We start from the raw sequence: 21,478 nt of genomic DNA on the forward strand, positions 1-21,478 counted from the left end.
GCCGCCACTCCGGATCCCGCGCTTGCATGTTGTCGGCAATGTGCAATATACTGGGGAACCGCCTCGCCTGAAGTTGTATTTCATCCCGGGAAGCTCCATGCGACAGTGCTGTCTGTTCCTCTGCATTCTGCTTACTTCTGTCAGTATTATCCCACAGGTCGCCCACGCGCAGCCGAAGGGTTACGCGTCGCGCGGGGTACGCGCGTACCTCGTCAACTACAGTGCGATTCGGGGGGACCGTTACCTGGCGGAGCTTGCGGCGCGGCGTTTCGTGCTCATCGATGAGGCGGGTGCGAAGGATATCCCGCTCATGCGCGCGGTGCGTCCCGACATCCCCGTGCTCCGCTACAAGGATATCGTGGCCCTGCATCGCAGCGCGGCCGAGTATGATTCGGTGACGCTCGACGAGCACGCCTTCCTGCACAGCAGCGATCCGGCCAGCCTGCAGTATATGCTCAAGGGGGACAGCGTAACACTCGCCTGGATGCCTGATCGCCGCACGCTTCCCGTTACTGGCTACGAGCTGCAGTGGTCAGAGGATTCGCTGCTGGGGTGGACGACATTCGCCTCCGCGCCGGAAGCCGGGGAAGCGGTGACTGTCGGACTCCCCTCAGAAGCGGCCTACCTGCGCGTGCAGTCCGTGCGCGACAGTGGCAGCACGCTGAGGTTTTCCCTCCCGCTTCGTATTGGAACAAACGTGCGGCGGGACCTCCTGCTCTGGCCGCAGCGCTGTGTGGTAGACCGCGATGCCGACCGCGTGCAGCTGGATATCGCTCTGCGCAGCTTCGGGGTGGTGGTGGATTCGGTATTCATCACAGGGGACTGGGATCGCGACAATCAGCTTGAGAATGCGGAACGCGTACAACTGCAGCATGAGCAAGGGGAATGGACGTATGCGCGGGAAATCGATATCACGGGACTGCGCACATACTGCGGTTATGAATACCGCGCCGAGGCGTGGAGCAATGGAAAGGTATATCGCTTTCCTGCCGAGGGCAGCTGGCAGAGCAACGTGAACAACCGCCTGGTGAACAATACGTATGGCTTCTATGTGATGAACGTGGGGAGTCCCACCTGGCGCGATGCCTACATCGAGCAAGTGCTGCTCGCGTTTTCCGCGCGGGGGTACAGCGGATTGTTCGAAGATGACTGCTGGTACCGCGTGGCCAATTACGGGGTGGATGCGTATCCCCCGGCATTCTACGATGATCATACCTGGCGCAGCGGGTTGTATACCATGCTGGCGGATATACAGTCCGCCATCGCTCCGCGTCCCGCCTACTTCAACGGACTCCATGCCGAAACCGCCGACAGTCTGCTGCTTTTCACTGAGGGCGGCATGACCGAAGGCTTCGCCTACACGCACTGGTCCGGTCTCGTGCGGGGCGCGTCGTGGAAAAACATGTGCAATCGCGGACTCGCGGCAGGACGACAGGGCAAAACCTGGATGGCGCTGGGCGGGGCGCCGTATGATGATCCGGAGGGACGACTGTACGCCATGGCCAGCTACCTGCTCGCGGCCGACGCCGGGGCGATGTACGCCAATGCCACCGACTACCAGGAGTTCGCGCATTACCCCGAGTTCGATCTCCCCATCGGCAATCCCGTCGACGCGCCTGTCGCCGACATTGACTCGCTCGCGCGTGAGATGGGCGGCGGCACGCTGCACATTCGCGAATACAGCAACGGCAGTGTCGTCGTCAATGCCGGGAATGTACCCGCCCTGTATACCGAGCAGGCGGGACGCGCTTTTGTCGTCGCCCACGGCGGCACGACCATCGACGGCGGCTGGCTCGGGATGTCCGGCCGAAGCGACAGCCTCGCACCCGGCAGTGCGCGCATCTACATGCACAGCACGCCGCCGGACATCGCCTTTTCCCCACGCATCGATTCGATTGTGGTCCAGCCCCGCCCCCTTCCCTCCGACGGTTCCACCCCGTGCAGCATCCGCGTGCGTGCAGCGGATCCGATGGCAGGATACTGGGGCGATCAATCAAAACCCCTGTACATCGTCGTGGATGCCGGCGCAGCCGGGGGTCCCAGGCAGCTCGTACTCACCACCGGCGACCCGAACGCTCCTGAAGCTTCCGCCTGGTATGAGGGAAGTTTCAGCGTCCCTGTCGGTTCGCCACCGGGAGAACTGCAGCTGCCCGTCACGGCGTATTCCACCACGGGGATGTTCACCACCGGTGAAGCGGCGGTGCAGATCATCAACGGCGACTCGGCCAACCTGCTGCTCAACTACAGTTTCGAAATCGACAACAACGACGACGGCGTGCCCGATTTCTGGCATAGCTACGTCAAGGGCTTCGACTACGACACCACCGGCACGAACGCGCACAGCGGCCGCCGCTCGGTGCATGTACGCAACGACAGTCTGACGGAGTTTCGTGGCGTGAGTGTGCTCGTGGAAGTGAATCAAGGCAGTCCCGAAAAACTCGAACTCTCGGGCTGGTCAAAGGCCGCGGATGTCAGTGGTGATGCGAATAACGACTATTCCCTCTATGCGGATATCACCTACACCGACGGCACGCGTCAGTATGGCCGCACCGCGCAGTTCGCGACAGGCACGCATGACTGGGAATACTCATCCACCGTTATCGAGCCTGAGAAACCCATTCGCAGCATCAATCTTTATGCGCTGTTCCGCCGCCACACCGGGGAGGCCTGGTTCGATCATCTCGCGCTTCGTCCCTACCAGGAGCCCAACGGCGTTCCACCCGCCACGGCCGGCGATTTCGCGATGGAGCTGTATCCCCAGCCCTCGCATGGACCCACGCACTTGCGCTTCACGCTGCCCGTGCCCGCGCGTCTGCGCATTGCGGTGTACGACTGCCTGGGACGCGAACGTCAGCGGCTGCCCGTCCACGACTACGGCAGCGGCACGCAGCATGCCGAGCTGCCGGCCGGACTCCCCCCGGGCATGTACCTTCTCCGACTGACGGGAATCAACATCGCCCACAGCCGGACCTTCATCGTACGCTGATCGCCGAGACGCATGCGCTGCATTGCCTGCACTCAACACCAGCAGTGCTGATCAGCCCTCCGCCAGCGCAGCCTCAAGCTGCTCGCGGAAATCCTCTTTGCTCCGGAGAATATGCAGTTATTGCATAATGATGACGGGGCGTGCGAGCATGCGGCTTCCGTCGCTGACGCGCAGAAGATAGCTGCCGGAATGCAGTCCTTCGAATACCAGCGGAAGATGATGCGTTCCCGAGCCGGTGAATCCCGCGTGCAGGAGGAATTCACGTCCCAGCAGATCCGTTACCGTGACGCGCAGATGCGCAGCGCGATCAGTGCGCAGACGCAGTGTGCCTGCATCGCGCAGCGGCTGGGGATAGATGCCGTCGATGGCGAAGTTCGCCGCGTGAAGGACTTCCGTACTCAGCACGCGCATCCCGCTTTCGGAAACGTTCAACACCTCGCGCTCATTGACCGCACCGTGATGCCGTGTCACGAAGGCGACAATTCTGCATGCGAGCGGAACGCCGTCGCCGTAGGGCATGCTCATCCCATCGAAATTGAACCTGCGTGTGTATTCGGCATCCGCCTGCGGGAGATTCGGAACCACGCCCTTGATTCCCCAGTCCCCCGTGAGCGAAGCATACTGCACATGCCTGTGTCTGTAACCGATGATGGGATTGGGCAGATCGTGGTACGGATGATCCGGGTAGTTTGCGTGTCCACTGTAATAATTCGATTGATCCCAGCCAGTACCCTGTCCCGTAAGTTCATCCGCCACAACCCAGCAATGGAGACGATAATCGTCTTCCGGTGCATAGTCGGAAAACTGCACGGTGACATCGGCGAAGCCCTGCTGCGTCCAGTGATCCCACTGCGCATCCACACTGACGGCGCAGGGCGTGAAGGCCTGCAGTCGCTCGGCTGCGCGGGCAAGCCAGGCGCCGCCGGTGCGCTGAATGGGCACCGCGGTTTCGCGTTCAAAGAGGACGCGATCGATCATGGCGTTGGGATAGGAGGGACGATAGGTATCGGCGAGCTCGAGGCTGGTTGCGGTTTTCATCGCATCCGTTCCGCCGGCGTGCAGGGCCACTGCGACAGCGGCGGGATACTGCGCGAGCAGTTCTTCGACCTGTAGTCCCCCATCGGGACACCAACCGCACCAGGCCCCGGTGAATTCCTCGACCAGCACGCGTTTTTCCGAACCCGTACCACGCTGCACGACGACATCCGTCGAGAGCGAATTGTTGGAAGGCACCTCGTCCTCCACCCCGCCGTTGATGCTATCAACCGTCACGGTGATAGAATGCAGTTGTCCCGCCACCGCCGGTGTCCATGCGATCGCATGCCGGAATTCCCAGGTCCCGCTGCTGGTGAGTCCGAGATCCGTCGCTTCCATAACCTGCGGCACAGTGCCGTCGATGCTGTAGCGCAGGCGGCAGGACGTCACTTCCGTCGAGCCCGCATTGGTGACCGTACCACCGATGCTCACCGCTTCACCCACCCGCACTGCGGGCGGGATGTCCAGCGAAAGCAGGACCAGGTCGAGCGCGGCGTTGGTCCACGAGAACGCGTAGCGCACGTCGTCGTCAGGACTCGAGCTGATGTTGGGATAGTCCAATCGCGGACTCCCTTCCACCCACGCTTCCGCGCTGCCATCGGCGCTGATGGCACCGATGCTGCCACTGAGGGGACGCGGGGTCTTGCCCGCCACGAGCACCACCTCGAAATCCCCGCGCTCATAGAGCACGATAGCGAAACTGACATTGCTGACTTCCCAGGTTCCATTCCCCGGCACCGCGCTGGCCCACATGATCACATGCCGGCGATCCGGCGCCGAGCCGGTGGTCTTCGAATACACCTGGTTCGACCAGATCGGTGTACCCTCCTGCAGATGCAGATCGTCCCACCACCCGCAGATCGCATTGCGCAGCGGATCCGACTCATTCTGTGCATAGCTCTGCGTGGCAGACGCATCGAACGTGATATAGCCGTTGTCGCTGATGTAGTATCCCGTCACCTCCTCTCCGGCGAAGCTGAAGCTGAAGGGCAGGGACTGCCATGCCGACAGTGCATCCTCCTGCGGTTTGTCCATCACCAGCACGCCGCCCACGCGAATGCCCGAAACATCCGGCTGCGAGCCCGTCGATGTGGTGTACGTCCATGTCTGCCCGAACGCGGTGGAAACAAGAAGGAGGGAAAGGAGTATTGCGGAAAACAGCTGACGCATGGCGGCTCCTTGGTGGCGTGGATGAGATCGCAATATAAGAATAGAGAGTCCGACATGCAGTCCTTTTGTAATCGATCCTGTCTGTTGTATTCGATCCAGCCTGTTCCGTATAATGGAGCATCACCAACCCCTGAAAGGACGCCCATGCCTGCAGATCTGAACGCCGTATACGACGCTCTGTATTCCCTCATGAAGCCGCTGGAGAAAAACCTCGCCGTCGTACATGATGACCCCGGCAACTACTACCTCAACACCCGCGTGCCTTACAACGGGAAGGACCTGTACTTCGGCGGCATCGCCATCCGCAAGAACTACGTCAGCTATTACCTCATGGGCGTGTACATGTACCCCGACCTCCTCGACGGCATCTCCGACGAACTCTCAAAGCGCCGCCAGGGCAAAAGCTGCTTCAACTTCAAAAGCACCGAAGCCCCGCTGCTGAAAGAACTCGGCGCCCTGACAAAGAAGAGCTTCCAGCGTATGAAGAAAGAGGGGAATGTTTAGCGAATTACGAAGAACGAGTGCCATGAACTATCAGCACTCGTCCACCCTGCGTGTTTATTCCTACCAACCAGGCCTCGTTACCACGAATAATGCATGCTTTAAGAGCAGCGTATTCGAATCCTGGTCTATCTTTCCACTGTCTGCAAGTTTCTCCATTAAAGTGTCTAATGGTTCCAAAATCTCCACATTCGAGTATGTCAGAATTGTTGTTTGCCGCCATCCCTCTTGTAAATCCTCCCAGCGGAAGAGAATTGTACCCCGGCGGCACCCTCCATTTTTCCCCATCATAGTGGAGCGTGTGCGGCCCAGCCGTATAAACATCCTGAAGACTGCTAAACCACAAGGCATCTACGCCACGTACAATATCAACCTGCGTAAAAAAATTCACAGAATCACCGACTACAGTATAAAACTCTGTGACTCCTGTATACTGCCAATCTGTATAAGCTACGAGCACGGTATCCCCAACCCCATGCATGGCTGATAACTTCCAATTCGTAACTCTTTTCAATTGTTTCCAGCCGCTACCATCATAATGTACAAGTCCACCTTCGTATCCACCTGCATAGATGTTATTTGGTCCTGATGCCCAGCAATCTCTTAAGGAACTCTGAACTGATTGCACAAGGCTTCGATCTGTCCGAAACGACTCTCCATTCCAGTGTATGAAAGCATTTCCTTTGATAAACCAAATATCATCGGGAGAAGCACCGTAGAGTGTATGAATTTCATGAACGCCGGGTTTCGTTGCTGAGCCAGTCGGATCATCGTACACCTTCTCCAGTCTCCACTCTTTCCCGTCCCACCGGCACGCGTTGAATCTCTCGCCTTTATGTTCAATCCATCCAACCGCCCATATACAGGTATCGTTGATATAACATATATCTGAAAGGTGGCCCGTTGTGTTTGCTGAATCTACTGCAATATACTCCCAGGTCCACTCGTGGGAGGAAAATGTAGGAACTTCCGAAACAGGCTCAGTACTTGTCGGATCCTCGCGGCATCCGGATACATTGAATACCAGGAATGCAAAAATAATTCCTACTGCATAGTGAGTCTTCCTTATATGATATCCGCTTTCCTGCTTCAGCATATGCGTGTACCCTCTGAAAAAGTGATCTAGAACCGCGGTGCAGTTTCCGCTACCCCGGTCGTCCCCTGAGCAGTACAGAACCTCTAATTTCGTTGATATACACCATGATGTAAATACGATCTTCATAAAACTTGATGTTCGTTACAACTCCACCCACTCCATCGAGAGGCCAATTGTATCTGCTTACTGATGTCCCATCGTAACGCCATATATCTCCTGCTACGTCACCGAAGTACACATCCCCGCTGCCCGTACCCTCTATCGATGTGACAATACGCGATTTGATAATGTGCTCCCACTCTCCACCTTCATCCATTTTAAACGCTCCATCAATCCCAACAGAGTATAAATCACCGTCTTCTGTTGCGTAGAGGTAAGAAGATCCAAAATGCGCGTTGGACCCGTCGGCTGATCGACTATTTGATGTACTGTCAATGCATGACCACAGTGTGTCATGCTCCAGTTGAAATAGATAACCTTTCGAGGTTCCTCCAACCATTGGATCCGTTAAACTTGCCACTGCATAGAACTCATCCCCGGCCCGCGTGATATCCGTAATGTACAATCTGTAATTGCCATTCCTCACATGCTGAAGATCTACAGTCTGCTTGTGGATTTTTTCCCCATCGAAGACGTATATATCGCCAGGACTGGTTCCAATATAGTACTTCCCATCATACTCGCTGCTCAAACATGATGGACTGCTGAGAACGTAGGGGCCTTCCAAATCCCACGTGTACTCTTTTTGCGCTCTTCGGTATAAACTGATATTGAAGCTAGAGAATCGGTATACGGCATAGTAGCCGCTTTTTGCTTTCGCCAAGCCACTGAGCAAATCAATCTGATCGTATCTGTATAGAGAATCACCGATTAGTTCGAAATGCGTATAATCCCGGCTCTGTGAGTTCCCTCCGAATACGACATGTGTAGTATCGAGTATAAGCATATGCCAGGGCTGGACAACATATTTATCACCTTCAGAGCGTATCGTATCATATTTCCATTCAAATATTCTGTTTCTGTTGTCCGCAGGTTGACTGGCACCATCCTCATCACATGAAGTCAACGCAGACAACAGAGACATGATCGCCAATCCAAATAGCAAGAAACGTACTGCCATTCTCAATGTATTCACCCCGTTAGCTATGTTACTGGATACCTCGACATTCCCTTCGATTTTCATTGTTCAATCTTCACCTCACCAACACCTTCCCCACTTCGAACCCGTCATTATGCAGAATCTGCATAAAGTACACGCCGGGAGGGGCGTTTGAGGCGTTCCAGGTTGTGGTGGTTGCGCCTGCGGGGATATCCTGCGTGTGGACTGTGCGGCCGAGTTGGTCGAGGATGCGGAGGTGGGCTGTCGGGTTCACCGCTTTACTCCAGCTGAGGGAGATCGGTCCTGAGGAAGGATTGGGATACGTAGTCAGGCTGCTGCTCTGCGGGAGGGTAGGAATTTGCTGAGCTGATACGAGCTTGCTGTTTCCTCCATACACTCTGATTCCATTTGACAGCCCTACTTCACCTCTTCTTGTGGGACGACCGAGGAGAACAACGTCATCGAAGCCATCGCCATTTACATCTCCAAGTGGGAATATCCGCGTTACATCGATAAATGACACCTCTGGGTCAATACCTACGGAACCAAACGCCGACCTCCCGATTCCATCATTCCGGTTGGCATAGAAATAGAATGACGAGGCATGAGGGAATATATCCGTCACCCAAGCCAGCATTAAATCCCGTGTCCCATCTCCATTCATGTCTCCCACAGGGTTAGCGGATCTGCAGTAATACAACACTTGAGGATTGGGATTTAAAAGTGAATCATCAGGTTCGATAGTGCCTGAGAGATCCGCCCGTCCATGCCAGAATCTGATGTTCCCTTGATATTGCCCGTTCTCATCTCCATGAATAATATCTGCATATCCATCGTCATTTACGTCAGCTACGCAAGCATAAAGATCATCAAAGTACCATCCGGAATCTCTCCGGAGGGTGAAGCCCGTTTTTGTGAAATCCATATCTCTGCTTCCTAGAATCAGATCCCATGCCGCCGTTCCTGTTGTATCAGTAATTTTCCAAGCAGAACGAACGAGCAGGTCATCACAACCATCTCCATTTATATCCCCCGTGTAATAATAGTTGGATACAAGTGTGTTCGAACTACGAATGGGAGGTGATAAAATATAGTCGGGTTCGCTGGAGTATGGGTACCCCCCCATGTACAGGCAATATCGTATGCCACCTACGCTACCCATATAGGCTGTGGCCAAAAGGTCCAGAACGTCATCACCATTCATATCGACCAGCGCTATGCCCATAAATGGATCGGAGTGATCGCCTTGTCCCAGGTATTGGATATTCCCATCCTCACCATCACCCTCAATCATCATATCCGGCTCACTGGCATAAAACGGATACAATCCCGTATTCAGGTAGATTCTAATTCTCCCCTTTTTTTCCGGATCCGGATCATTTTTTTGTCCCCGCTCCCGGGATGTGACTATATCCACCCTTCCATCGCCATTCACATCACCAGCACGGAGTCCTGGCGTTCCTCCGAGAACGAACCCGATTGGCTCTTGCGGTAATGGATCCCCACCGAGGTACACGAACGTCGTATCCATATACGAGCTAATAGCGTAGTCGTCATATCCGTCCTGATTCAAATCACCAAGTTCCACTGAGTTCCAGCCTAGCGCTGGATGATTCGTCCCTCGAATACGTGCGATTTCCTTGATCTCGTTTTGCAGCACCTTCGTATTCCGAGCCTCCTTCGATGCCATCAAAGGGGGAAAGCACACCTCCTGCCCCACTGCAGTGGATGCTGTGACAGCAATGACTGCGAAGACTAGCATTATTCGTGAAAGCATCAACCCTCCTGATGTGTGGATACGAACCGCGATCATCCGCATTTCGCCCCTACCGGAGGTAAAAAGGTGAAATAAATCCGAATAATCAAGGAAGGAATCAGCGCAGGCGGGGACAGTAAGGCTATGTGCCTATTTTCCTGCAACCTTGTCCGATATTCGTCGTAAACCGGGAGTGGCTGCCGCTGTGGCTCGCGGCGGCGTTTTCCCCCTGACAAGATGGTGAAGCTCATGTGCGGCCTTGACGGTGTGCGAATTGCGATGCGTTCTGCCTTCCTTCTTTGCTTTGTGTTCCTGTTCGGGACGATGGGTGCCACAGCGCAGCAGAAGTCGCTGGAGCTGCGGCGGACGGCACAGCCGATCGTGCTTGATGGACGCATTGATGCCGCATGGGCGAAAGCGGATTCGGTGGCGGATTTCGTGCAGCAGAGTCCTTTCTACAATGCTGCTCCCTCGCATCGCACGGTGGCAAAAGCGCTGACGTCCGAATCGGCACTGTATTGCCTGATCATCGCGTACGCGCCGCGCGAAGAGATTTCGGCGTATACCGGCTATCTCGACAATGCGGGTGGGGATTTCGTTTCCATCATGCTCGATACGTTCGGGGACAAGAAAAGCGCCTACAAGCTGGCGGTGTATGCCGGGGGTGCGCGCAGCGATGCGCGGCTGCTGGATGATGGACGCAATCGCGACTACAGCTGGGATGGCGTGTGGTTCGCGGAAACGCGGGTCGAGGATTGGGGGTATGTCGTGGAAATGGAAATCCCGTACCGCTCGATTCAATATGATGAGAACCTGGAGTCGTGGGGACTCGATTTCGACCGCTGGATCGTCGAAGGAGCAGAGGACATTTACTGGAATACCTATGCGGAAGCCGAGGGACAGCGCATTTCGAAATTCGGGCGGCTGGAATTCACCGAGTACAATCCCACGGTGCAGGGACTCAACCTGGAAATCTATCCCGTCGCCATCGCGGAGACGAAATATGTGCGCGACGGCGTGTATGACGTTTCCCCGAATGCGGGGGTGGACCTCTTCTACAATCCATCCCCACGGCTGACGCTGCAGGTGACCGGCAATCCGGACTTCGCCCAGATCGAGGCCGATCCGTTCGATTTCAATATCAGTCGCTATGAGTCGTACTTCGAAGAACGCCGCCCCTTCTTCACCGAAGGGAAGGAAATCTTCATGGCCTCCGGCAAGCAGCAGAACATGGGCTTCTATACGCCGCTCGAGCTGTTCTATTCGCGGCGTATCGGACGCAAGCTTCCGGATGGACAGGAGGTCCCGCTCCACTTCGGCGCCAAGGCATTCGGCCGCGCGGGCACCTGGGAGTATGGCGGCTTCTCGGCCGTGACCGGGGAGGTGGCGTATGATGACGATGGCGAGCAGCGCACTGAACAGGCGGCGCGTTTCGCTTCGGGACGACTCAAACGGCAGCTGTTTCACAATTCCGATATCGGCGTGCTCTTCGTTGGTAAATGGACAAACACCGGCAGCAACGGGGTGATCGATATCGACGGCGCGGTGCGCGGCAGCGGCTGGCAGCTGGCATACCAGTTTGCCCGCTCCTTCCGTGACGGGGATGGCGATTTCGCGGCGTCGCTCGGATTTACGAATCCATCCGAGAACTGGCTCAGCGCCGTGCGGGGACGCACCATCGGCAACGATTTCAATATCGACGAGGTCGGCTACGTCCCCTGGCAGGGCACCGCCGAGATCATCGGTTTCACTGGTCCCCGCTGGTATTTCCCCGAGGGCACCATCAGCCAGATACTCATGTACGGCGGTGCGGGCGCGAGCTACGAGCACGTCGATCTCTACACAGACGTACTCGGACTCCTCGGCTACAACATGCAGTTCCGCAGCAACTGCGGCGGGGAAATCAATCTCACGTTCGGGCGCTCCAAAGAGAAAGAGCAGGAATTCGATTCCTACGAAGCATCGCTGTCCACCTGGTTCCACACCAACCCCGTCTGGGAAGCCAACATCTGGGGCGGATACTCGCGCACCTACAATTTCGACCGCGACTGGCTGGCGTATTACAGCTGGGTGGGAGCGTGGGCCGGACTCCATGCTTCCAACATCCTGTATTTCGAGCTGGATGCGGGTCAGTGGATAGAAGGCAATCCCGACGGCGGGATAGAAGATATCACCTGGAATGCGCGTCCCTCAGCCACCATCACCCCCATCAACGACCTGAGCTTCCGCCTCTACGTCGACAACGTCTTCGTGCGCTCCAGCAATCGCATGGAGCAGATCATCGTCGGCTTCCTCGTCTCCTGGAATTTCCTCCCGAAAAGCTGGATGTATTTCGCCATCAACGACGTACGCGACCGCAGCGAACGCCGCGACGGCAGCGGACTCCTCCTCCCCACACGCATGCACATCGTCGACCAGGCCGCCGTGCTGAAGGTGAAGTACCTGTATTACTTCTGAGCCACGCACCCTTGCGATTCCCCTGCATGGCGTGTATACTTGAATCGTGAATCACAGTTCAGTATTGGGATATGCGACGGAAATCCGGTGAGAAGGACAAGCGGATAGCGCGGGCGGCGATCAAGGTGTTCGCGAAGGATGGTTTTCATGGGGCCAAGATTTCGCGCATTGCGCGCGAGGCGGGGGTGGCCACGGGGAGCGTCTACCTCTACTTCAAGAACAAGGATGCGATTCTGCATCACCTCTTCGCGCAGCTGTGGCAGGAATTGCATGCGGCGTTCGATGAACTGGCGCACCGGTCGGATCTGACGGCGCGCGGGAAGGTGGAGCAGATTATCGACAGCATGTTCGATCAGTTCGGACAGGATGCGTCGCTGGCGCTGCTCTTTGTCAACGAGCAGCATCAGCTGCTGCGGCAGGATTCCGGGGAATTCATGCAGTATTACGTGGATTTTCTGCAGCTCGGCGAACGTGTGGTGCGGGAAGGGATGCGGCAGGGGGAGTTTCGCTCGGATCTCGATCCGCGCGTGTTTACCAACCTGGTGTTCGGCGCGTCACGGCAGCTGCTGCATCAGTGGGCGCGGGCGCCGCGGCAGTTCCCGATTTCACGGGTACGGGATGAAATAAAAACGGTGTTCCTGCGAGGCATACTGCCCTGAAATCGGGGCATGCTGCCGGAACACCGCGAAGGGGAGAAGCGGGTCGCGCTAGTTGAAGGGACCCATATGCTTGACAATCGATGACGCCTGGGCCGTGGGCATGATGACCACCTGGTTGACGCTGACATGCGGTGGACGCGTGGCACAGAATACCACGGCGTCGGCGATGTCGTCGGGCGTGCAGGCGTCGATGTGCTCGTATACGGAATCGGCGCGTTCCTTGTCGCCGTGGAAACGGACGACGCTGAATTCGGTTTCGACCAGGCCGGGGTCGACGGAGGAAACACGCAGCGGGGTGTCGACCAGGTCCATGCGCAATGCGCGCGTGATGGCGTCGACGGCAAATTTCGTGGCGTTGTATACGGCACCCTTCGGATAGGGATCGAGTCCGGCAATGGAACCGATGTTGATGACATGTCCCCGTCCGCGCTCGACCATACCGGGCAGCACCTGCCGGCTGACGTACAGCAGTCCCTTCACATTGGTATCGATCATTTCATTCCAGTCCTGCACATCTCCCTCATGCAGCTTGTCGAGCCCGCGCGCGAGTCCCGCATTGTTCACCAGGATGTCGATCTCATTCCATTCCTTCGGGAGTCCGGCAATGGCAGCCGTCACGGCATCGTGATCGCGTACGTCCAGCGCGAAGGTATGCACCTCCACCGCATGCTGCGCACGCAGCTCTTCAGCCAGCTGTTCGAGACGCTGCTCGCGCCGGGCGCAGAGCAGAAGGCGCGCGCCCTCGGCCGCGAAGGCGTGTGCACAGGAACGGCCGATGCCCGAACTGGCGCCGGTGATCATCACGGTCTGCTTTTCTATCGATGCCATGTCTCTCCTCTTTGTTACGATGCCATAAAAAAAGCGAATGTCTCATTCGCTTTCTCCTTTCTCTTTGCTCCGGTTCAGTGACCGGATTCTTCCTGCTGCAGGGCGGCTTCGAGTTCAGCGATGCGCGCTTCCTGCTTGCGCACGGTGCGGATGAGATCCGGCAGATGCCGCATCGCCGCTTCCAGCCGCAGTTCTTCATGAATTTCACGCGCGGGCGAACCGCGGAACATCTTTCCCTCGCCTGCCAGGTCTTTCGACACCCCGGCCTGCGCGCCCACGGTCACCCGGTCGCCGATTTCGATGTGACCGACGAGTCCCACCTGTCCGGCAATAATCACATTGCTGCCGAGTATGGTGCTGCCGGATATCCCGGCCTGTGCGGCGACGACGGAATTCTCACCCACTTCCACGTTGTGTGCGATCTGGATGAGGTTGTCAAGCTTGGCGCCGCGGCGGATGATGGTCGGACCCAGTGTGCCACGATCGATGGCGCAGTTGGCGCCGATTTCGACGTCGTCTTCTATCTGCACGAAGCCGACCTGCGGAATTTTCTCGTAGCGTCCCTCGTGGGGAGCAAAACCGAAACCGTCACTGCCGATGGTGGTGCCTGCGTGTATGGTCACGCGATTGCCCACCGTGCAGCGGTCGAGCAGGGTGACGTTCGGATAGATGAGACTGTCTTCCCCGATCTCGCAGCGGTCGCGAATGACCACGCCTTCCGCGATGACGGTTCTGCTGCCGATGCGCACATCCGCGCCGATGCAGGCATGTGCGCTGATGGTGACATCCTCACCGATTTCGGCGGAGGGATGTACGACCGCGCTTTCATGCACGCCTTCCGCCGCATAGCGGCGGGTGGGGAAAAACAGACGCAGCGCGGTAACGAAACCGAAGTAGGGATCGTCCATGCGCAGTACGGCAAGATCGTCACGCGCGACCGCGGTGTTGCGGCCGACGATGACGGCGGATGCCTTCGTGGTCGTCAGGTATTTTTCGTATTTCTTGTTGGCGAGGAAGGTCAGGTGTCCCGCACCCGCAACCTCGATGGGAGCGAGGCTGTGCAGCTCAAGCTGCGGATCCCCTTCGGGATCCGCGCCGAGTAAGCTTGCAATGTCCTGCAGTGTGCGTGCCACGGTGTTCCTGGATTATCAACGGGGACGATCGGCATCGGGCGGCACGCTGCCGTCCTGTCCCGAACGCATGTCGTCGGGTGTACCGGTGGGCTGACGGGTTTCGGTAGGCTGCGTTCCGGTGCCGCCACCACCGATACCACCGCCGCCCTGCGTGGTGGCGCCGGGCGCATCGCGCGCGGGAAGGAAGCTCTTGACGCGCTCGATGGTCTGCATGGTGAGATCGTTCTCTGGATTGGCGTAAATGATCATCACGCCGCCGCTCTTGTCGACCACGTAGTCGTAGCCGAGCTCTTTCGCAAGCTGTTCGACCTGGCTGAAGACGAGGTCCTGGATGGGACGCATGAGGCGGTCTTCTTCCTTGAACAGCTCTCCATCCTGCCCGAATTTCTGATCACGGTAATCCATGATGCGGGCGTCGAGTTCCTGCAATTCCTTCTCTGCGCGTGCGCGGCCCTGTTCGGTGAGAATCAGTTTGCGCTTGTCATAGTCGTTGAACTTCGCCTGCCAATCGTCTTCCATTTCGCGCAGCTCTTTCTGCCACTTGTCGACGGTGGCGTCGAGCATGCGCTGGGCTTCCTGGGCCTCGGGCAGTTCCTTCATGATCGCGGCGATATCTACATAAGCGATGCTCTGCTGCGCATGCGCGGACGTTAGTCCGACCAGGCTCAACAGAAATATGGCGAGAGAAAGCGTGTACCTGTTCATGGGTTTCCTCACTTATACAACGAATTACTTGGAGCCCCGTTTCAGCATGTCGAGCACTTTGAACGTGTAATCGTATTTCTCCTGTGCGTACAGCACGATGGTCGCGTCTTCGATCTTGTCGAACACGAAGGAGAGTCCTTCTTCCTTGGCCACGGCCTGGATGGCTTCGAGCACTTTTTCCTGCAGGGGACCCAGAACGTTCTGACGCATCTGGGCGGCTTCACCGGTCTGACCGAATTTCTTCGTACGGTATTCGCGGATTTCCTGCTCCATGCGGGTGAGGCGCTGCAGCGTCTCTTCCTTCTTTGCGTCGGCCATCATGCCCTGCTGCGCCTGGTAGGTTTCGACCTCGGACTGGAATGCGCGGCTCATGGTTTCGAGGCTGTCCTGCCACACCGCGAGCTGTGCATCGAGTTTTTTCTGCGCTGCCTGCGCCTCAGGGAGTCCCTCGAAGATCTTCTGGGAATCCACGTATCCGAGTTTGAGATTCTGGGCGCCGGCCGTCATGCCGAGAAAGACAAGAAGTGCCGCCGTCAAGATGAGTTGCATGCGTTTCACAATGACCTCTGCAATATGAGAATTATCAAGATATCGTTGCCGTATTAAGCAAATATATTAAAAACCGCGTCCGAATTGGAAATGGAAATGCCAGCCGTCGGCTTCTCCATCCAGCGGTTCCACGTCGTCAAAGCCGTATCCGTAGTCAAACCCGATCAGTCCCACACCCTGGATCAGCAGACGCGCACCGAAACCGGCACTGCGCTTGAGATCGAAAGGATCGAGGTAGCGCTCGTCGAGCCACACATTACCCGCTTCGGCAAAGCCGAGGATATACAGCGGCATGGGATTGAGCGTCAGCGCGAAACGCAGCTCCGCCACGTAATGCGAGTAAAGCGTACCGCCGGTGATCAGTCCCTGCACGCGGGGACCGATACTCCGGTCCTCATATCCGCGCAGCGGCATGGTCTGATACTGCAGTCCGTTACCACCCATGAAGAAATACTCGATGGGCGGAATGTACGGGTCGCTGGTGAAGCCTTTCACCATGCCGTATTCGGTGCCGGTATACAGCGTGAGACGGTTCTGATCGCCGATGCGCATCAGCGGCGTGAACCACTTGAATTCGAGCTGATGCTTGTGGTAGTTCACCGAGCCGGGCAGGAAACCGCCGCTGATTTCCGAGGTCAACGCCACGCGCGAACCCGCGCTGGGGAAGATCGGACTGTCGAGCGAGTTGCGCGAAAGCACCTGGGTGAGACTGACCTGCGTGTAATTACCGGTGTCGTAGAAACTGCCGCCGTCTTTCACATCCAGTTCCTGGTAGCGGATGAACCAGTCGCCGCGGGCGAAATCATCAGGCCAGCGGAAACGGCGTCCCAGGTTGAACGATGCACCCGTGCGGCGCATGTCGAATGCATACTGCTGCCGCTCGTCGTACAGCGAGAAGCCGACCGAGGTGGGAGTGTCCATGAACCAGGGTTCGGTGAAGGAAAGCGAGAAGATGCGGAAACGCGAGGCCTCACCGAACTGCCACTGGAAATTCAGCACCTGTCCGGCACCGCCGCGGAAGGGCTCGGCAATATTGAAGTTGTTGAAGGTCAGTCCGAACGCGCCCGTTGCGCCGAAGGTGCCGCTGTAGCCGACCGAAGCGTTGAAGGTATCGCTCGAACGTTCTTCTACATTATAGATGATGTCCACGGTCGAATCGTTGACCATGGAGGGTTCGGGACGTATGGTTTCGGGATTGAAATAGTTCAGCGTTGCCAGCTCGCGAATACTGCGGATGATGGCCGAACGGCTGAAGTAATCACCGGGCCAGGTGTAGAGCACACGGCGGATGACCTTGTCATGCGTCTTGTTGTTGCCGCGGATGTACACATGTCCGATGCGCGACTTGTTGTTCTCTATCACGTTGATCTCGACATCGACGCTGTCTTCGGCGACGCGAATGCGCTCGTCCTGCGCAAAGAAACGCAGGTAGCCATTGTCGAGATACAGCGAGCCGACGTCGGTCTGATCCGGATTGCCGCGGAGGTTCATTTCGAACAGCGGCGCGTTGAACACGTCGCCTTTCTCGAAACCGAGGCGGGCGGTGAGCAGAGAGTCGGGATACACCGTGTTGCCCTTCCAGACAATGTTGCGCAGGTAGCTGCGCTCACCCTCGTCGATGGCGATGTTGATGTGCATCTCGGTGCGGTCATCGCTGTACCAGATCGAATCGCCCGTGATCTCTGCGTCGAGATAGCCCTCTTCGCGGTATTTCTCGAGCACGAGATCCTTGTCCTTCCGGTAATTATCCCGGTCGAAATGCGAACTGCGCCAGAAACGCCACCAGCTGCTTTCCGCCGTCTCATCCATTGCGCCGCGCAGGTCACCGTCGTCGAAGGCGGTGTTGCCGCTGAAGCTGATCGAGGAAACGTCCACTTCCGGACCTTCATCGATGGTCACCTTGAGTTCGGCCCGGTTGTCGCGGGGATTGGTCACATCGGCTTCCAGCTGCACCTTGGCGAGCATGTAGCCCTCTTCCTCGTAGGAATCGGTGAGCTTGCGGGTGATGCGGTTGAAGTCCACGGGACGCAGAATCTGTCCCTTGATCAGTCCGATCTTGGCTTCGATGTCTTCAGTACTGAATTCATCATTTCCCGTGACGGTGATATGATCGAGGCGGGGCAATTCCTTCACCACGATTTTCAGGTAGATGCCATCGCCGACCTGCCGGTCGATCAGCAACTGCACATCGCTGAACATGCGCATATCCCAGAGTTTGGATATGGCGTTCGTGGTGGCGTCGCCGGGAACGACGATTTCATCGCCGTTTCGCAGTCCCGACGTCAGGATAACCGTGGAAGCATCCGCCGTGGTGTTGCCCTCGACAGAAATCCCCAGGATTTTGTAGGCCTGCTGTCTCGGTGTTTGCTGGGCGTAGCTGTGCCCCCCGGCAAACACGAGAAGAAGCAGTACCGGAAGGATGAGGTTTTTACAGACTCGTAATTGCATTAATGAGATCTTCTTTTACCGATTTGCGGCGGCTGGTTTTCCCCTGGACTTGCTCGCTGACCTTTCCAAAGCGCCGCTCGCGCTGCTGGAAAGACCGTATGGCTTCGCAGAGTTCGTGAGTACGGAATTCCGGCCAGTAGCAATCGCTTATATAGAGTTCAGTGTATGCGAGTTCCCATAGGAGGAAATTACTCAGCCGCAGCTCACCGCTGGTGCGGATGAGGAGATCGGGATCGGGAAGCGCTGCGGTGGAGAGATAGGAAGAAAGAAGCTTGTCGTCAATGTCCTCTGGCGAGATTTTTCCGCTGCGGGCCTCGAGCGCGAGCTTGCGCACGGCACGCACGATATCCCAGCGGCCGCTGTAGCTGAGCGCGAGGTTCAGCGTGAGTCCGGTATTCGCCGATGTCAGTTCCATGGCACGCTTCACTTCTTTCTGTGCCTCACCGGGGAGACGTGAAATCTCGCCGATCATCATGAAGCGCACGTTGTTGCGATGCAGATTATCAAGTTCCGAACGCAATGAACTGACGAGCAGACGCATGAGGGTCGACACTTCGTCTTTCGGGCGTTTCCAGTTTTCCGTCGAGAAGGTGTACAGCGTCAGGTACTTGACGTCGAGACGGGCAGCGGATTCGACGATCTCACGGACGGAGCGCACGCCTTCCCGGTGTCCGAAGACCCGGTTTTTGCCATGCGACTTCGCCCAGCGGCCATTTCCATCCATAATGATGGCAATGTGCCCGGGGATCGTCCCATCGGATTTCAACGCATCGATCTCCGCGTTGATGTCCGTTTTCCTGCCTGTATTCGCCAAACCTAACCTCGCTGGGTCACTTACGAACAAAGATCAACTAACTTAGAAGTTTACGCTTCCAAAGTCAAGGTAAGGAAACGTCCCCGGTTTCTTGTAACCGCCAGCCTTTTCAAGGGGTTACACGTTCCGGTCCAATAAATCAGGCCGATGCGCGGGATTTTGCCGCCGCGATGATGGCCAGGAAGTCCTCTGCCTTGAGGCTCGCACCGCCGATGAGTCCGCCATCGACATTGGGTTGTGCGAACAATTCCGCTGCATTATCCGCTTTTACCGAACCCCCGTACTGTATCACCAGGGCATCCGCGGTTTCCTCGTCGTACAATTCCGCGACAAGCTTCCGTATATAGACGTGTACTTCCTCCGCCTGTTCCGGCGTCGCCGTTTTTCCCGTACCAATTGCCCAAACCGGCTCGTATGCCAGTATCATATCACGGATCTGCAGTGCATCGAGTCCTTCAAGCACTCCGCGCACCTGCTTCTCGATCACATCATTCGTCGCTCCAGTCTCGCGATGCGCCAGGGTCTCTCCCACGCATACGATGGGAGTGATCAAATGCGCAAAAGCCTGCTTGGCCTTCGCATTGATCAGTTCGTCGCTTTCCGCGAAATACTGTCGGCGCTCCGAGTGTCCGAGAATGACATGCGAGCAGCCAAGGCTGTTGAGCATCGGAGCCGACACCTCGCCGGTGAACGCACCGAAATCCTGCTCATGCATGTTCTGTGCACCGACGGTCACGAGCGAACCCGCCACCGCTTCCAGCACCTCGGCCAGCATCGGGAAGGGGGGACAGAGGATCACGCCAAAACCTTCGATCTCGGGAGCCGGGTATTCTTTTCCAATTGCCTCCGCCAGCGCCTTCGCCTGTCCCGGCGTTGTATTCATTTTCCAGTTTCCGGCTACGACGTACGGTCTCATATGCGGCCCTCGTTATTGATACAGAAGCTTGGTGTATGATAATATACGGATGTCAGCTCCATTTCGCAGGTCAATGCGATGGGGCCGCGTGGTTGCGACGCTATCGCGTCGCGGTGTTTCACCGCTGCGCGGTGAGGTGTTGCGCCGCTGCGCGGCGCGGTTTTATCCGAGGCATGGAGCGGAACAGATCGCGAAGCAATACCATCCCGCGCAGCGGGATAAGAACGCGAACGCAACGCGTTCGCAAGAACGGCGGAGCGAAGCGGAGCCAAGAACCGCCGGGCGAACAGACTCCGCAGACCGGAAAAAGAAAGCCCCCACGTATGCACGGGGGGCCGGGGGTGGACAGGGACGGAATTGAACCGCCGACACATGGATTTTCAGTCCATTGCTCTACCAACTGAGCTACCTGTCCGTTGACAGAGTATCAAATATACGACGGTCCGCTTTGAAAAGTCAAGTAATTCACGCTTTTCAGCGCAGGGTGTCGGCGAAGGGACTCGCTGTCAGCGCAGGGGCTCGATGTCGCCGGAGCTGCTGCTGTGGGCTTCGACGTCGGGTCCGCCGCGGAAGTGGATGGAGCCGCTGCTGCTGGTGGATGCGCGGAGCTTGTCGATGACCCAGACTTTGGCGTCGCCGCTGCTGCTGGTCTTGATGGTGGCGCGCTGCGTGCGGAGTCCGACAGCGTCGTAATCACCACTGCTGCTGATGCGCACCTCCTGCCGCTCGGCGCTGCCTTCCCGAATGGTCACGTCACCCGAACTGCTGAGACTCACTTCCAGCTCCTGCGCCATCAGGTTGGCGATGCGCAAGTCGCCGGAACTGCTGGTGGAGAGATGCACACGCTTGCCGTCAATGTCGCGCACGGTGATGTCGCCGCTGCTGCTCGCTGAGATATGCACTTCCTTCTCTTTCAAATCCTTGGCGACGATGTCGCCGGAACTGCTGGTTGAGAGGTAGTCGAGCGAAGTCGTCACGAGATGAAAACGCACGGCGCTGTGCGTGCGCATGCTCACGCCGTCTTCCACCTTGATGCGCAGGATGCCGTCGTCGACGGACGTTGCGAAATACTTGAGCAGATTGTCGTCGGCCTCGATGGTGAGCTGATTCCTGTCGCCCACCTCCACGCGCAGGTCGCCGATGGTGGAAAGGCGCACGCCATGCAGCGCGGAAAATGTGCGCACATCCTTTGCCGTGTTGCCGGAGCCCGATACGCCTTCTCCCCAGAACAGGGTGTCATTGTCCATCGCATTGCAGGCGGTCATCGTCAGCGCCGCAAGCAGCACAATACATATTGTCGCGATTCTCATGATTTATCCTCGTCGC

General features: G+C 57.2%; 16 protein-coding genes and 1 tRNA gene. 4 read left to right on the top strand and 13 right to left on the bottom strand.

From position 1 onward, the window contains the following. Window positions 1-97: 97 nt before the first annotated feature. The gene (locus tag KQI65_02140) at window positions 98-2,986 is read left to right on the top strand and encodes a hypothetical protein (protein ID MCB2203522.1); all 2,889 of its coding nucleotides are present in this window, start codon (window positions 98-100) and stop codon (window positions 2,984-2,986) included. A gap of 117 nt (window positions 2,987-3,103) precedes the next feature. Here the strand turns inward: KQI65_02140 and KQI65_02145 are convergent, their stop codons facing one another. Then, window positions 3,104-5,191, bottom strand: coding sequence for a hypothetical protein (locus KQI65_02145; GenBank protein ID MCB2203523.1), 2,088 nt, complete (start codon window positions 5,189-5,191; stop codon window positions 3,104-3,106). Between the two features lie 189 nt (window positions 5,192-5,380). On the opposite strand from KQI65_02145, the gene KQI65_02150 reads away from it, so the two are divergent. Next, window positions 5,381-5,695, top strand: a complete 315-nt coding sequence (locus KQI65_02150) for a DUF1801 domain-containing protein (GenBank protein ID MCB2203524.1) — start codon at window positions 5,381-5,383, stop codon at window positions 5,693-5,695. A 4-nt stretch (window positions 5,696-5,699) separates the two neighbouring features. Here KQI65_02150 and KQI65_02155 read toward each other — a convergent pair whose 3' ends face one another. From KQI65_02155 to KQI65_02165, 3 genes are read right to left on the bottom strand one after another with little or no spacing between them, the layout of a single operon-like run. Then, a complete protein-coding gene (locus KQI65_02155; GenBank protein MCB2203525.1) occupies window positions 5,700-6,788 on the bottom strand; it encodes a hypothetical protein in 1,089 nt (362 codons plus the stop codon). Window positions 6,789-6,837: 49 nt separating this feature from the next. Continuing rightward, window positions 6,838-7,971, bottom strand: coding sequence for a hypothetical protein (locus KQI65_02160; protein MCB2203526.1), 1,134 nt, complete (start codon window positions 7,969-7,971; stop codon window positions 6,838-6,840). Between the two features lie 10 nt (window positions 7,972-7,981). After that, the gene (locus KQI65_02165; GenBank protein ID MCB2203527.1) at window positions 7,982-9,664 is read right to left on the bottom strand and encodes a T9SS type A sorting domain-containing protein; all 1,683 of its coding nucleotides are present in this window, start codon (window positions 9,662-9,664) and stop codon (window positions 7,982-7,984) included. Window positions 9,665-9,922: 258 nt separating this feature from the next. On the opposite strand from KQI65_02165, the gene KQI65_02170 reads away from it, so the two are divergent. Beyond that, entirely contained in the window at window positions 9,923-12,100 is a 2,178-nt protein-coding gene (locus tag KQI65_02170) for a carbohydrate binding family 9 domain-containing protein (protein MCB2203528.1), read from the top strand. 71 nt (window positions 12,101-12,171) lie between these two features. Further along, on the top strand, window positions 12,172-12,759 hold the full coding sequence (locus KQI65_02175; protein ID MCB2203529.1) for a TetR/AcrR family transcriptional regulator: 588 nt from the start codon (window positions 12,172-12,174) through the stop codon (window positions 12,757-12,759). Between the two features lie 48 nt (window positions 12,760-12,807). Here the strand turns inward: KQI65_02175 and KQI65_02180 are convergent, their stop codons facing one another. The 9 genes from KQI65_02180 to KQI65_02220 form a co-directional block, all read right to left on the bottom strand. Beyond that, a complete protein-coding gene (locus tag KQI65_02180) occupies window positions 12,808-13,587 on the bottom strand; it encodes an SDR family oxidoreductase (GenBank protein ID MCB2203530.1) in 780 nt (259 codons plus the stop codon). Between the two features lie 74 nt (window positions 13,588-13,661). Beyond that, window positions 13,662-14,720 carry a UDP-3-O-(3-hydroxymyristoyl)glucosamine N-acyltransferase gene (gene lpxD / locus KQI65_02185; protein MCB2203531.1) on the bottom strand — a complete coding sequence of 353 codons (1,059 nt, stop codon included), beginning with the start codon at window positions 14,718-14,720 and terminating at the stop codon, window positions 13,662-13,664. A gap of 15 nt (window positions 14,721-14,735) precedes the next feature. After that, window positions 14,736-15,425 carry an OmpH family outer membrane protein gene (locus KQI65_02190; protein ID MCB2203532.1) on the bottom strand — a complete coding sequence of 230 codons (690 nt, stop codon included), beginning with the start codon at window positions 15,423-15,425 and terminating at the stop codon, window positions 14,736-14,738. Window positions 15,426-15,449: 24 nt separating this feature from the next. Beyond that, on the bottom strand, window positions 15,450-15,983 hold the full coding sequence (locus KQI65_02195) for an OmpH family outer membrane protein (GenBank protein ID MCB2203533.1): 534 nt from the start codon (window positions 15,981-15,983) through the stop codon (window positions 15,450-15,452). Window positions 15,984-16,040: 57 nt separating this feature from the next. Then, a complete protein-coding gene (gene bamA / locus KQI65_02200; GenBank protein ID MCB2203534.1) occupies window positions 16,041-18,311 on the bottom strand; it encodes an outer membrane protein assembly factor BamA in 2,271 nt (756 codons plus the stop codon). A 91-nt stretch (window positions 18,312-18,402) separates the two neighbouring features. After that, window positions 18,403-19,266: an isoprenyl transferase gene (locus KQI65_02205; GenBank protein ID MCB2203535.1), complete on the bottom strand. Its 864-nt coding sequence runs from the start codon at window positions 19,264-19,266 to the stop codon at window positions 18,403-18,405. Between the two features lie 109 nt (window positions 19,267-19,375). Further along, entirely contained in the window at window positions 19,376-20,152 is a 777-nt protein-coding gene (gene tpiA, locus KQI65_02210) for a triose-phosphate isomerase (GenBank protein MCB2203536.1), read from the bottom strand. A 342-nt stretch (window positions 20,153-20,494) separates the two neighbouring features. After that, window positions 20,495-20,567, bottom strand: a tRNA-Phe gene (locus KQI65_02215). 91 nt (window positions 20,568-20,658) lie between these two features. Next, window positions 20,659-21,462 carry a DUF2807 domain-containing protein gene (locus KQI65_02220; GenBank protein MCB2203537.1) on the bottom strand — a complete coding sequence of 268 codons (804 nt, stop codon included), beginning with the start codon at window positions 21,460-21,462 and terminating at the stop codon, window positions 20,659-20,661. Window positions 21,463-21,478 lie beyond the last annotated feature (16 nt).

This window comes from bacterium (genome assembly GCA_020444325.1).
GTDB lineage: Bacteria > Bacteroidota > Ignavibacteria > SZUA-365 > SZUA-365 > BM516.

Coding starts and splice junctions, on each gene's coding strand:
- KQI65_02140 (MCB2203522.1), top strand. CDS start 98: ATGCGACAGTGCTGTCTGTTCCTCTGCATTCTGCTTACTTCTGTCAGT.
- KQI65_02145 (MCB2203523.1), bottom strand. CDS start 5,191: ATGCGTCAGCTGTTTTCCGCAATACTCCTTTCCCTCCTTCTTGTTTCC.
- KQI65_02150 (MCB2203524.1), top strand. CDS start 5,381: ATGAAGCCGCTGGAGAAAAACCTCGCCGTCGTACATGATGACCCCGGC.
- KQI65_02155 (MCB2203525.1), bottom strand. CDS start 6,788: ATGCTGAAGCAGGAAAGCGGATATCATATAAGGAAGACTCACTATGCA.
- KQI65_02160 (MCB2203526.1), bottom strand. CDS start 7,971: ATGAAAATCGAAGGGAATGTCGAGGTATCCAGTAACATAGCTAACGGG.
- KQI65_02165 (MCB2203527.1), bottom strand. CDS start 9,664: ATGCTTTCACGAATAATGCTAGTCTTCGCAGTCATTGCTGTCACAGCA.
- KQI65_02170 (MCB2203528.1), top strand. CDS start 9,923: ATGCGTTCTGCCTTCCTTCTTTGCTTTGTGTTCCTGTTCGGGACGATG.
- KQI65_02175 (MCB2203529.1), top strand. CDS start 12,172: ATGCGACGGAAATCCGGTGAGAAGGACAAGCGGATAGCGCGGGCGGCG.
- KQI65_02180 (MCB2203530.1), bottom strand. CDS start 13,587: ATGGCATCGATAGAAAAGCAGACCGTGATGATCACCGGCGCCAGTTCG.
- KQI65_02190 (MCB2203532.1), bottom strand. CDS start 15,425: ATGAACAGGTACACGCTTTCTCTCGCCATATTTCTGTTGAGCCTGGTC.
- tpiA (MCB2203536.1), bottom strand. CDS start 20,152: ATGAGACCGTACGTCGTAGCCGGAAACTGGAAAATGAATACAACGCCG.
- KQI65_02220 (MCB2203537.1), bottom strand. CDS start 21,462: ATGAGAATCGCGACAATATGTATTGTGCTGCTTGCGGCGCTGACGATG.